The organism is Paenibacillus woosongensis, assembly GCF_030122845.1.
Taxonomy (GTDB): Bacteria; Bacillota; Bacilli; order Paenibacillales; family Paenibacillaceae; genus Fontibacillus; species Fontibacillus woosongensis_A.
Map to the genome: position 1 here is coordinate 4930474 of NZ_CP126084.1, position 12976 is coordinate 4943449.

The window sequence follows — 12976 nt, forward strand, 5'->3', positions numbered from 1 at the left end:
CTCCCTAGCGTTGATGAAATTTATAGGATCGGTCACGCAGCTGCGTATTGCGTATGACGGAATCCACATTATATTCAACTTTAATCTGCGGAAACAGATCTTCCCATTGACCCTCAATCTTTTTCCAAACCGCAGGACTTTGACGCTCGATAACTCCTCCAAAACCAAAAATATCGCTCTTTGCCAATTGTGCTTTTTGGACAACGGCCTGCAAGTCACGAACAATCTCCTCATTCGCTTTTGCTTCAATCATGTGGAGCACCTCAGGCTGTTTCAAATCAATGGGGGTGTTTACGTCCCTTACAGACAACTGCAATTTGACTCCGACCTGGATCACCGGGTGAAGCGGATCGTCCAGTTTGGCTTTCAAGTCGGTTTTGGAGCGAATGACGTCCATGCCCATGCTGCCTATTTCCTGATCGGGCTGCAGGACCAGCGAAGTTTTTTTCATTTTATTCTTCATCCAGACCATGCCGCGGCTTTCGTTCGGGGATAACCAATCCACCAGCTTATCGCCTTTGAAAATAGCAGGGGCGCCGATCACGATTAGCGAGCTTCTAACGCTTTCCAAATTGCTCTTCTTGCCCAGTCCACTTACGTCGCCAAACACCTCCAATCCATTGATGACAGGTCCCCCTCCAGGAATCAGCAAGTCACGCATGATATCATCTATTGCCATAGGGTAATTTTCCCCTAGCTGGCTCGACGCAAACTCAACTTTTTCCGAAAGAGAATAGGCCATAATTTTGCCAATGGGCGTAAGCGAAGCAGTCACTTCTTCGGCGGTGAGATTTTCTTTGGCAATAACGACATCAGAGGACAACCGAATATCGGAGTCCCTGTCCAGGAAGTCCATAATTTCCGCGATGCCTTTCCGGGCAACACTCTCAGAGATGACAATGAGCCTGGTATGCGCTGTGGAAGTCAAGCGCGGCACTTGGCGGGATGCGTTGCGGATCGCTTCGCTAATCGTGTGCCCCTTGCCATAGTAAACAGAAGTCGGAGTAGCTCCTCTGCCGGTTTTACCCGAGATTTCGTCGGCGATGATCACCTGGAAGGTTACCATAAGCAGCCCCTCCTCTCCCGGCGCATGATCGATGCCGATTCCAGAAACGACCGCCCTCCGGTTCAACTCAATAGCGTCCCAACAGCCGCTCGTCAGCACAATACAGCAGAAAGCCAAAGCGACGGCTATAGTCCTCTTTATCATGGTTCGCTCCTCCTGCCAGAAACAAATTAGTCTAATGAGCGGCCTGCCAGTTCAGTTCATCACATAGCCCGGCAACCCCTTATATCCTGTGATCCGAAGCCCCTTGTTGGCCTTGGGGCTCTTATGGGCCTTGCTGGCCTTGCTGGCTTTGCTGCCACTGCTGGCTCTGCTGGCTCTGCTGGCCCTGTTGGCCTTGCTGGCCCTGCTGCCACTGCTGGCCCTGTTGGCCTTGCTGGCCCTGCTGCCACTGCTGGCCTTGCTGGCCCTGTTGGCCTTGCTGGCCTTGATGGCCCTGTTGGCCTTGCTGGCCTTGATGGCCCTGCTGCCACTGCTGGCCCTGCTGGCCCTGCTGGCCCTGCTGGCCTTGTTGGCCCTGCTGGCCCTGCTGGCCTTGCTGGCCTTGCTGGCCTTGATGGCCTTGTTGGCCCTGTTGGTGGTTGAGTCCTATCGAGTTTTTATTCCGGCCCTCCCGAATGAGATGCTGCTCCCTGATCCTGTCTGGCGGAGTCCTTAAGATCCAAGCCGGCATACGGATGAACGTATCCTTCTGATCCTTCGGAACAAATGGTGTAATAGGAGCTAGATACGGAACTCCAAAAGATCGGAGACTGTTCATGTGGATGATCAGCATCACAATTCCCAGAGTAATGCCGTACAATCCGAACATGCCAGCCAAGACCATGAATACGAACCGGATCAGCCGTCCAGCAACAGCGATATTGTATGCAGTCGGCGCAAAACTGGAAATTCCCGTCAAGGCAACGACGATGACCATTCCCGGAGTAATCAGTCCCGCTTCAACCACGGCTGTTCCCAAAATAAGCGCACCCACAATCGATATCGTCTGCCCGACAGCTCTTGGCATGCGCAGCCCCGCTTCACGGAGCAGTTCAAAGGTAACCTCCATCAGCATCGCTTCGACAAATGCCGGGAAGGGTACTCCTTCCCGCTGGGCAAGCAGACTGACCAGCAGCAGTGAAGGAAGCATCTCATAATGAAATGTGGTCAGCGCGATGTATATAGCTGGTCCAAGAAGCAGTATGATGAAGCTGAGATAGCGAATCGAACGCATTATAATGCTGATATCGAAACGCTGGGAATAATCCTCCGGCGATTGAAAGAAATGGCCGAATACGGTTGGCAAAATTAAGACGAACGGGGTGCCATCAACAAGGATGATTACCCGGCCCTCCAATAAATGTCCAGCCGCGGTGTCAGGCCTCTCTGTGTTAAATATGGTAGGGAACGGAGTAAAAGTCTTATCCTGAATAAATTCTTCGATATAACCGGATTCCAGTACTCCGTTAAGCTGAACGTTCTCCAGACGCTGCCTGACTTCCTGAACAAGCTTCGGATCAGCCAGGCTCTGAATATACATCATAGCCACATTCGTATGAGAGACAGCGCCTATTTTCATGGTCTCCAGCCACAAATCCGTATTTTTGATTCTGCGCCGAAGGAGGGAGATGTTGGTTGCAATCGATTCTACAAAGCTGTCTTTCGGACCCCGGACGACTAGCTCCGTAGTGGATTCCGTAATGGATCTCCATTCTCCCCCACGGGTTCCGGCTATAATGGCTCTAGTGCTGCCCTCCAAAAATATAGCTGTATCCCCGGACAAAATATCAAACACCACATGGCTCCACTCAGAAACTATTTTTGATTCACCCAGGGACAGGAACCGGGTCTGCAATTGGTCCAGCATTGCTTCCGAATCCTTCGCTTCCAATTCCCCCAGACCGGATATGGTTTCCATAACAAAGGAATTGATGATCATTTGATCGCTTAATCCATTTAAGTAAATAACAGCGATAGAGGTCGGCTTTTCTCCCCCCAAACTCATTTTGCGGACAACGATATCCGGGCTATCCCCGGTTTCTTTCTGGATGCGCTGTACGGTTTGCTGCAACTCCCCAGGAATTTCCCTATTATGGGTTCCGCCCTGTGGAATACTGCTCTGAAGAATAGGACTGCCTTGCGAATCAGCGCCTTCCTGGGAGCCGGTACTGCTCTGGGAGCCAGAAGTTCCTTGCGAGCCTGCACCTCCCTGTGCGGAATCTACCCGAGAGGTAGTTCCATTCGATGAACCGTAATCCCCCTGTGAATTTGCACCGGTCTGTGAGCTATTGCCATTTTGCAAGTTATCGCTGCTCTGTAACTCGGCTTGATTCTGCTTCCTACTGCCATTGCTCCGAGATTCAGCATCACCATGCCGCACACTGCCGCTGCTTTCAGACCCAGCATCATTCTTATGCGTGCTACCGCTGCTTTGGATACCTGCATCATCCTGGTGTGTTCTATCGCGGCTTTGAGGCTCCGCTTGATGCTGCTGAGAATTAGCATCCTTTCGGGAATCGGTCTCGTTTTTGTCTTGGCTTGTATCCCCGTCCGGTCTGCGATGATGGTTGCCGTTCTTCCTCTGCTCTTGATTTCCTTGAATTTGGCGTCTGCTTCTACCGATAAATTGATTGCGTTTCATGATGGCAGCTCCTGTCGCTTAACTTATCCCCATTATTTGCTAACAAACCCATTTTCATGCGGATTCATTACAAGTATCGCAGACGCAATCGGCAAAAGAACGAGACTAGCTATGCTTTAATTTGCCAACAACGTGGTAATAATGAAAAACGACTGCGATTATAAGGAGGTTGCCTATGAATAACCAAACTTACGGTTCTGGAGAGCTCCCCCGATACCCCCAATCCATGTGGCGGGATACGACCAACCTGCCCTCTTTTCCCCGGCTCCAAGAGGATATCGAGACCGACGTCGCCATTATCGGCGCTGGCATTACGGGCATTACCACCGCCTATCTGCTATGTAAGGCAGGCTTTAAGGTAGCCGTTGTGGATGCGGCCGAAATTCTTGACGGAACGACCGGGTTCACAACGGCCAAAATCACGGCCCAGCACGGACTGATTTACGACAAGCTGCGGAAGCATTTTGGAGATAAAGAGGCCAGACTCTACTATGAAGCAAATGAGGAAGCCCTCTCTTTCATTCGATCCACAGTGGAGGAGCATCAAATCGACTGCCAATTGCAGCAGCAGGATGCCTATTTATACGCCGACTCCGAGGAGCAGGCAGAGCAGCTTCGCAAAGAATGGGAGGCTTATGAGCAGCTAGGGCTGCCGGGCGAATGGTGCGACACCTTGCCGATCCCCATCCAAGTCTATGGAGCCATACGGATGAAGAACCAGGCCCAATTCCACCCGCTGCATTACCTGCGTACCCTCGTTGAATACGTAGTTTCACATGGCGGAACCCTCTACGAAAATACGACCCTGGAGGATGCGGCTGACCATACCCGGGACGGGCGGCGGCAGCTCACTACCGAGGGAGGTCATAAAATCACTTGCCAATATGCGATCTCTGCCTCGCACTTCCCGTTCTATGACGGAGGCGGGTTCTACTTCACTAGACTACATGCGGAACGTTCTTATGTAGTTGCTATAGAGCCGGAAATTCCGCTGGAACAGGGCATGTACATTAATTGCGGCGACCCTAAGCGTTCCCTGAGATCAGCCCTGCTGAACGATGAGCAGGTTATTCTGGTCGGCGGAGAATCACACAAAACGGGTAAGGGCGAGTGCACTTTCAAGCACTATGAAGAACTGGAGAAATTCGGCGGCAAGCTGTTCGGAGCCAAACGCATCCCTTACCGATGGTCGACTCAAGATCTCGTCACAATAGACGAAATCCCTTACATCGGGGCTATTACTGCAAACGAGGACAAGGTTCTGGTAGCCACTGGATTTGCCAAATGGGGAATGACGAACGGAACCGCAGCCGCTCTGATGTTCCGCGATCTCATTATGGGCCACGGCAACAAGTATACGGATCTGTATACGCCTTCCCGCTTTAAGGTAAATCCGGGCATGAAGAACTTTACGGTACAGAACGCTGATGTCGCCAAGGAATGGGTATCTGGCAAGGTAGAATTGATCCGCCGTAAAGCGGAAGATTTGAAAAATGACGAAGGCGGGGTTGTGCGGCATCTCGGCAAGCGGGCCGGCGGCTATAAGGACAAGGAAGGCCGACTTTACATCGTTGATACGACATGCACACATCTCGGCTGCGAGGTGGAATGGAACGAGGCCGAGCGCTCCTGGGACTGCCCATGCCACGGATCAAGGTTCAACTACGAAGGAAAAGTGCTGGAAGGGCCGGCCACGGAAAGCTTGCCGCTGCTCAGTCAGGAGCCTTGACGGCGGTGATGGCATACCGAAGAATAAAACCTGGATTGCACGAAGGCACCGGCTGGTGCCTTTCTTGCATTTACTATATTGCATTATTCAGTACTGGATGATATCATGTAGAAAACTGCTGATAAATACTGCTAAATATATGAAAAAAGAGGCGATGCCACTTGGATATCAGTATCCAATTCAAAAAAGGCGCCTTGGAAATTTGCGTCCTCGTACTCATCCACGAAAAGGATCGCTATGGATATGAGCTGGCCCAATCTGTCTCGGAGCACATCGAAGTGGCGGAAGGCGCCCTATATCCTCTGCTGCGCAGGCTCGTGAACGAAGGCCATTGCACGACGTATTTACAGGAATCGAGCGAAGGGCCTCCCCGTAAATATTACAAACTGACCCCTCAAGGGGAAATACACATGAAGAAGCTGGTGATTGAATGGAAACGATTCGTCAGCAACGTATCCAATTTAATCGAGAGAGGGAACGATTTATGACAAAGAGCGAATTCATCTCGCTGCTCAGTACTCATTTATCGGCGCTCCCGCCGGAGGAGCGCCATGAATTAATGGAGGACTATGAAGCTCATTTTGCTTTCGGCCTTCAGAATGGAAAGACCGAGGAAGAAATCGTCCGCGAACTGGGCGATCCGGTTGAACTGGCCCAGGAAGCCCTGGGCAACCGTTCGGCTCCACAGCACCCCTTATACTGGTTTGGAGAACCGCCACAGGGACAGACCGACGCAATTCCTACCGGAGATCGCGGCACCCGCTACCGGAAAGCTGCTCCAGCAGTTTATGCCGGGTTGTTCTTCCTTAACCTGGTCATGATGCCTTTGCTGGCATCTCTATGGGCAGCAGCCCTAGCCCTTGCACTGGGGGCCGTTGGCGGTATTGTGAGCCCTGCTGCCCTGCTGCTCGAATATGCATTTAACGGGGCTCTCTTGCCGGCAAAGGCTTTTGCCGCCCTAACCTTAGTCGGAATTGGTATCTTTCTCGCCATCAGTACGCGGCATGCCTATTCCGGCATCCTAAAACTAAGCGCGTCTTATTGGGCATGGAACGTCCGAGTCGCCAAAGGAGTTAAGATTAATGAATAAAAAAGGATGGAGCTTAATTGCGACCCTTTGCATCATCCTGGGCATCGGCGGGATGATCTATCAGGGCTTCGACTTCGAGAAAGAACAGCCTGCCTATACGCAGAAATGGACGTTTGGGGATGACGAACTGCAGTCGCTGTCCATCGACAGCGACTATAATGTCAATTTCGAATTTATCCACAGCCCAGATGGCACGAATTACGTGGAAGCTAGCGGGAATTTGCCCCAGAAATCAATTGATAAGCTGACAGGGACGAAAATCGCCGCTCAGTCCCTCGCCCTTCATTTTCAAGAGGAGTATGTCATTCGTTTCCTCAGCTTCAACTTTCGATCCTCCACCCAGCATGTGACGGTGGCCTTGGCCGATCCGGAGCGGTCGTTAAATCAAATCTCTGTCGATCTGCTGGCCAACAACGGCAATTTCAAGGCTTTACGCGCCAAAGAAATATCATTGGAGACGAAATCAGGCAACCTGACGGCCCAGAATTTAACCGCCGACCGCTTGAAGATCCAGAACTTCTCCGGCGTAATCTCGCTGGATGAGATTGCGGCTGATACCGATATTAAGCTAACCTCTGGCAATGTGAGACTCAACAATATAAGAGGATCTTTAACTTCCGAAATGACCTCTGGGGATTTCTCAGCCCAAGATATGAAAGGCGATATTCAGGTTACAGCCACCTCGGGCAATATTAAAATCAGTGAATGGACGGGGAACGGAACCATTAAATCCACCTCCGGCAACATCACGATCAAGGAGCAGCGCTCAGACTCACTGGATATATCCATCCATTCTGGAAACGTAGCCCTTTCCGCTGACCCTGAGTTTCAAGGCATTTACGACCTTAGGGCCACTTCGGGCCGAATCGAAGCGCCCGATTCACCTAGCGTAACCGAAGACCTCATTAAGGTGCGCTCCACCTCAGGAAATATTACGATCAAATAACTGTTCTAATCTATCCTATTCAAAAAATAGCCCCCGGCTCTAAAAGCCAGGGGCTATTATGACATATGACATACTGAAATGCGATTCGCTAGGCGATTTCGCCCGCGATGGCATCGCGGTATGACTTCAGCGAGTAATAAATGACCGTCTGCATAATGCTCTTATCTTCCTCCGGAATCAGCGTCTTGGCATAGTCCCAGGCGTTCTCTTCGATACGAAGAGCAATTCTCCTGCGCTCCAGCTCGTTGTCGGTCGCATCCAGAAGATCCGACAGCTCCTTCAGACTGGCATCCTCCGCATGCCCGAGTTCATGGGCGAACACGATACTCAGCACCTGCGGGAAAACATCCAGCGAACCAAAGAGACTTAGGCATTGCTTCTTGATTTCCTCCAAATACATCGTGACGTTATGGTTGGCGATACTGTATTTGCCGCCAACGTTCCGACCACCGGGGAAGCGCGAACGAACGTCGAGGGTAACCGTGCTGCCGGACTGCTTCAGCAGCTGATCCATAATAAGTTGTGCTGTTCTTTTCAAGTAGACTCCCCTTATTTCATGTAAGATTGACACCTCGTAATCTGATTTTCCTCCACCAGCACGTTTTTGCCTTCCTCATTATAATGCAACGGATTTCAGAAATAAATAACAGAGCAACCACATTTTTTACATGGCTTATTTGACGGCAAAACGATCGAGCCGTTTCTCCATATGCGACTGCAATGCCGAAAGAACCGTGCTGAACAGCAAATAGATCAAAGCGACCTCGCTATACACGAGGAGCGGCTCATAGGTCACAGATGTGATTTCCTGCGCCTTGCGGAACATTTCCGCATAGGTGACCGTAAAGGCCAGCGAGGTATCCTTCACTAGACTGATGAAGGAGTTGCCCAGCGGCGGAACCGATACGCGGGCCGCCTGAGGCAGTATCACGTAATATAGCGCCTGGATCCGGCTCATCCCCAGTGAATAGGCGGCCTCCCATTGCCCCTTCTCTATCGACAATATCGCTGCGCGGACGATTTCCGATCCGTAGGCTCCGACGCTTAACGTGAAACCGATGACCGCCGCGGAAAAAGGCTTCAGCGTAATGCCGACACTAGGCAAGCCGTAGAAAATAATAAACAGCTGCACGAGGAGCGGAGTTCCCCGTATAACCCATACGTAGAACTTCGCGGCTTGACGAATCAGCGTCCACTTGGACAGCCTCGCCAGGGCGGTCAATATGGCCACTAGCATGCCAAGGCCAAAGGTAATCAACGTAAGGGGAATAGTAAAAGCAACCCCCGCTTTAAGCAGGGGCAGCAGCGAATCGATAAATATTTGTACAAGCCTATCGTTCATATCAAGACATCCTTTGCGGGCAGACCGGCGGAATCACCCTGTTCCGGATTCAGTTTATTTAGATACGTCTGCGCCAAAATATTTGTTGGAAATCTCCAGGTACGTGCCATCTTCCTTTATCGCTGCCAGCGCTTCATTGACGGCGGCTACAAGCTCGTCATTTCCTTTGTTGAACAGCGCTGCGCTTTCTGCAGCCTCCGGCAGCTCATCAACGACTTTCAGCGGCACGTCCGGCTTTTGATTTTTCAAATCCAAGAAGGACAACCCGTCGTTCACCGTTGCATCGATCCGCTTCGAAAGCAGCAGGTCGATCGCCTGGTTAAAGCCTTCGGTTCCGACGATTTCCGCCCCGTTCTCCCTGGCGATATCCGTTAAATTGCTCGTCAGCGACTGCCCGGCTTTTTTCCCGTTAAGATCAGCAAATTTCGCAATGTCGTTATTATCCTCGCGGACGATCAAAGCGGCACGGGATACGATGTAGGCATCCGAGAAGTCGTATTTCTCCTTGCGATCCTCGCGAATGGTGACCTGATTGAACACGGTATCGAACCGCTTCGCATCCAGTCCGGCGAAAATGCCGTCCCACGGCGTCTCGATGAACTCGGCCTCTACGCCAAGACGCTTGGCAACCTCCTGAGCCAGCTCTACGTCAAAACCTGTCAGCTTGCCGTCTTTATCATGGAACGTGAACGGCGCGTACGTTCCCTCCGTTCCGATCCGGATTTTGCCGTTTGCCTTGATCGTTTCAAGCAGGTTCTTCTCCCCAGAGGCTGTCTCCGTCTGCGCTCCTGCGCCAACATTGCCTTTACCCGCAGAGTCATTTGCCGTATTGCCAGAGCCGTTATTCGTTCCACCGCCGCAAGCGGCTGCAAGCAGGACCGTCAATACTAGGGTTAGAACTGTTAAGCTGAGTTTCTTCATATCTACCAGACCCCTATCTATAATTTAAATTTAATTCATATAATTCAACTCGGATTAATTGAATATATTACGCTTCAACCCCGATTTCGTCAATCCCTTTTTTTATATCAGCAAAAGGGCTGTTGAAAATAAATGCCAAAACGGATACAATTTAAATAATTATATTTAGAAGGAGGTGGGTAGAGTGGATCGCAAGCTCGTATGGAATCGAATTAGCCAATTGCCTATGGCGTTATTTGGCATTTTTTATGGTGTGGCTGTCAACGGGATTAGTCTGTCCATTTTTAGCTATTCGATATCCAAATTACACTTGCGAAATGCCGCTCCTACCTTAACCTAACGGAACGTTACGTGAAGAAGGCTGCAGAATTTCTGCAGCCTTTTTTCGTCTCCAAGGTAGCTTTGCTTCGCTGGAAGCGGCATGAGCCAAAGGAGATTATAAAGAATGATTATCCAATGTATAAATGTCCAAAAATATTACGGTGCCGAGCTGGTGCTCAGCGATGTTACCTTTGAAATCAAATCCGGCGAGAAGGTAGGCTTGATCGGCCGCAACGGAAGCGGCAAGACGACGCTGATGCGTCTTTTATCCGGCAGTGAAACGCCCGATCATGGCTCTATCGCCATCCGCAAGGACACTACGTTGGGCGTTCTCGCCCAGATTCCTGACTATGCCAGCCATATGACGGTATACGATGTGCTGCAATCCGCCTTTGAGCCTTTGCTCGTGATCCATGCGCAAATGAGGCAGCTGGAAGCAGAAATGTCCGCGTTATCCTCGTCAGGCATGAACACCTCTAACATGGACCGCCTGCTCCAGCAGTATGGAACCTTGCAGGAAGCCTTTGAGCGTAACGGCGGCTTTGAAATGGAGGCGTCCATCGAGCGGGTGACTCATGGGCTCGGTATCTCTGCCAGTTCCTACAAGCAGGCCTTCAGCTCCTTATCCGGCGGAGAGAAGACGAAGATCGGTCTAGCCGTCATTTTGCTGCAGCAGCCGGATGTTCTTCTGCTTGACGAGCCGACCAATCATTTGGACCTGGCTGCCGTCCATTGGCTAGAGGAATTTCTGCATGCTTTTAAAGGTACCGTTACCGTGATCTCCCATGACCGCTACTTTCTGGACAGGGTAGCCGATAAAATCATCGAAATCGAGGACGGTGAAGCATTTACCTACCCCTGCAGCTATAGCGAATACAAAAATGAGAAAGAACGCAGGCTGCTCCAGCAATTTGCCAACTATCAAGAACAGCAGAAGAAAATTAAGAAAATGCAGGAGGCCATCAAGCAGCTGATTGAGTGGGGAAACCGTTCCAACCCGCCGAACGCGGGATTCCACCGCAGAGCAGCCTCCATGCAAAAGGCGCTGGACCGCATGGTCAAGCTGAAAAGGCCCGTGCTCGAACGAAAGCGCATCGACCTGCAGCTGTCGCAGTCTGACCGTTCCGGCAAAGATGTCATCGTCCTGCGGGAAGCAGGTAAAAGCCTCGGGGAACGCACGCTGTACCGCGGTATAAATCATACGCTTCGCTACGGAGAGAACGCTGCCTTAATCGGCGGCAACGGTGCTGGAAAAACGACGCTCATGAAGTGCATTCTAGGCATGGAACCCGTTCAGGAGGGGGAGATTCGGCTCGGCTCGCGGGTGGAAACCGGCTATCTTGCACAAGAATCGGCACCCAAGGACGACCCCTGCACGGTACTGGAGTATTTTCGGAATGGACTCGGCATGGAAGCCGGGGAAGCCCGTAATCAGCTTGCGCGCTTCCTCTTTTACGGAAGTGACGTTTTCAAGAAGGTTCATAGTCTGTCAGGCGGTGAATGGACGAGGCTGAGATTGGCTATGCTGATGTACCGCAAACCGAATTTGCTGCTCCTGGATGAACCGACCAACCATCTGGACATCGACTCCCGGGAAGCCCTGGAGGACGCGCTCGAGGAATATCCCGGCTCTGTGCTCGTCATCTCCCATGACCGATATTTTATCAACAAAATCGCAGACCAGATATGGGAGCTTGCTGGGGGCAAGATGTTCATTACCGAGGGCGGCTATGCGGACTATCAGGCTGAGCTGAATAAGCGGAAGCCTGCGTCACACGGACAGTCCGCGCAGGCATACGAATTCAACGCGGCGAGAGATTCCGCTCTCCCCAAATTGCCCGCTCCGGAAGCTTCCCCTAACGGAAAAATGCGAAATAAAGCAGAGCAGACCTCGGGGCAAGAGCACGATCATTCAGCCTCTTCCGCCGCTAACCCTGCCACGCTTCGCAAAATGGAACAGGAGATATCCTCCCTGGAGCAGAGGATTGCACAGATCGATGAGGCTATGCTTGATCCGGGCATCGGGAGCGACGCAGATAAGCTGAACGTTCTGCTGGAGGAGCGTGTTGAAGTTCAGCGGAATCTTGATCCGCTCATTGATAAATATATTTCCCTTTTAGAAAAGTGATGGGGCCGTTATTTCAGCAAAATAAGGAGTGAATGTCCGATGAACCCGATATCCTTCCATCTTCAGATGGATGACCCTCGCCTGGCCGCCTTGTCTGAGGCCGATGACCGCATGGGGGCCTTGATCACGCTGATTGGCGAGATCAAGACGGCGCCGCAAGGCCCGCATTTCGCTGCCCTTGCCCGCTCGATCATCAGCCAGCAAATTTCCGTCAAGGCTGCGGCAACGATCCGGGGCAGGGTGCTGGAATTAGCTGGCGAGCTCTCCCCGGACGCCTTATCGGCGGTAAATGACGAAGCCTTGCGGGGCGCGGGACTGTCCGCTTCCAAGGTGGCATATCTTCGCGACCTGTCCGGCAAAGTGCAATCGGGCGAAATCGTACTGGAGCGCCTGCACGAAAAGAGCGACGATGCGGTCATCCAGGCGCTGACTTCAATTAAAGGCATCGGCAGATGGACGGCCGAGATGTTCCTGATCTTCGGGCTCGGCCGCGAGAATGTCGTATCTGTGGGGGATGCCGGGCTTCAGCGCGCCGCCAAATGGCTCTATGACCTGGAAGAGCGGGTGGACCGCAAGTATCTGCAGCAGGTCATGGATCTATGGAGCCCTTACGGTTCCATCGCCTCCCTCTATTTATGGGAAGCAATCAATATCGGACATGTAGACTCCGGCCAAACGCTCAGCGAGCTTCTCTACAAATAAAATTGAATATTACACTCTGGAACGTTTTATAATTACGGGATATTTTCCCATAATATATGTTATATGAACATTGCCTATTTAAAACGCCGCAACTTGTTTATATATATA

Annotated in this window: 12 protein-coding genes; 7 read left to right on the forward strand and 5 right to left on the reverse strand. The window is 51.5% G+C overall.

All coding sequences use genetic code 11. The features are described from left to right. Window positions 1–4 precede the first annotated feature (4 nt). Together QNH46_RS22710 and QNH46_RS22715 are read right to left on the reverse strand one after the other, a co-directional pair. Window positions 5–1210: a Ger(x)C family spore germination protein gene (locus QNH46_RS22710; RefSeq protein WP_283926136.1), complete on the reverse strand. Its 1206-nt coding sequence runs from the start codon at window positions 1208–1210 to the stop codon at window positions 5–7. A gap of 121 nt (window positions 1211–1331) precedes the next feature. Then, complete coding sequence (locus tag QNH46_RS22715) at window positions 1332–3689, reverse strand: spore germination protein (protein ID WP_283926137.1); 2358 nt, start codon at window positions 3687–3689, stop codon at window positions 1332–1334. A 175-nt stretch (window positions 3690–3864) separates the two neighbouring features. Here QNH46_RS22715 and QNH46_RS22720 point away from each other — a divergent pair, with 175 nt between their 5' ends. From QNH46_RS22720 to QNH46_RS22735, 4 genes are all read left to right on the forward strand, one after another. Beyond that, window positions 3865–5418: an FAD-dependent oxidoreductase gene (locus tag QNH46_RS22720; protein ID WP_213591166.1), complete on the forward strand. Its 1554-nt coding sequence runs from the start codon at window positions 3865–3867 to the stop codon at window positions 5416–5418. Window positions 5419–5579: 161 nt separating this feature from the next. Continuing rightward, on the forward strand, window positions 5580–5906 hold the full coding sequence (locus QNH46_RS22725) for a PadR family transcriptional regulator (protein WP_213591168.1): 327 nt from the start codon (window positions 5580–5582) through the stop codon (window positions 5904–5906). Continuing rightward, window positions 5903–6508: a DUF1700 domain-containing protein gene (locus QNH46_RS22730; protein ID WP_213591170.1), complete on the forward strand. Its 606-nt coding sequence runs from the start codon at window positions 5903–5905 to the stop codon at window positions 6506–6508. The genes QNH46_RS22725 and QNH46_RS22730 overlap by 4 nt, the downstream gene beginning before the upstream one ends. After that, window positions 6501–7454, forward strand: a complete 954-nt coding sequence (locus tag QNH46_RS22735; RefSeq protein WP_213591172.1) for a DUF4097 family beta strand repeat-containing protein — start codon at window positions 6501–6503, stop codon at window positions 7452–7454. The genes QNH46_RS22730 and QNH46_RS22735 overlap by 8 nt, the downstream gene beginning before the upstream one ends. 88 nt (window positions 7455–7542) lie before the next feature. On the opposite strand, the gene QNH46_RS22740 is transcribed toward QNH46_RS22735, so the two are convergent. The 3 genes from QNH46_RS22740 to QNH46_RS22750 all read right to left on the reverse strand — a co-directional run bounded on the left by QNH46_RS22740 (window position 7543) and on the right by QNH46_RS22750 (window position 9717). After that, the gene (locus QNH46_RS22740; RefSeq protein WP_213591174.1) at window positions 7543–7992 is read right to left on the reverse strand and encodes a hypothetical protein; all 450 of its coding nucleotides are present in this window, start codon (window positions 7990–7992) and stop codon (window positions 7543–7545) included. Between the two features lie 135 nt (window positions 7993–8127). Beyond that, entirely contained in the window at window positions 8128–8796 is a 669-nt protein-coding gene (locus QNH46_RS22745) for an amino acid ABC transporter permease (RefSeq protein WP_213591176.1), read from the reverse strand. Window positions 8797–8850: 54 nt separating this feature from the next. Beyond that, window positions 8851–9717 carry an amino acid ABC transporter substrate-binding protein gene (locus QNH46_RS22750; protein WP_283926138.1) on the reverse strand — a complete coding sequence of 289 codons (867 nt, stop codon included), beginning with the start codon at window positions 9715–9717 and terminating at the stop codon, window positions 8851–8853. Between the two features lie 226 nt (window positions 9718–9943). On the opposite strand from QNH46_RS22750, the gene QNH46_RS22755 reads away from it, so the two are divergent. From QNH46_RS22755 to QNH46_RS22765, 3 genes are all read left to right on the forward strand, one after another. Continuing rightward, window positions 9944–10057, forward strand: coding sequence for an RAxF-45 family protein (locus QNH46_RS22755; protein WP_283928529.1), 114 nt, complete (start codon window positions 9944–9946; stop codon window positions 10055–10057). A 105-nt stretch (window positions 10058–10162) separates the two neighbouring features. Continuing rightward, complete coding sequence (abc-f, locus tag QNH46_RS22760) at window positions 10163–12166, forward strand: ribosomal protection-like ABC-F family protein (protein ID WP_283926139.1); 2004 nt, start codon at window positions 10163–10165, stop codon at window positions 12164–12166. Between the two features lie 39 nt (window positions 12167–12205). Next, entirely contained in the window at window positions 12206–12868 is a 663-nt protein-coding gene (locus tag QNH46_RS22765; RefSeq protein ID WP_283926140.1) for a DNA-3-methyladenine glycosylase family protein, read from the forward strand. Window positions 12869–12976: the final 108 nt, after the last annotated feature.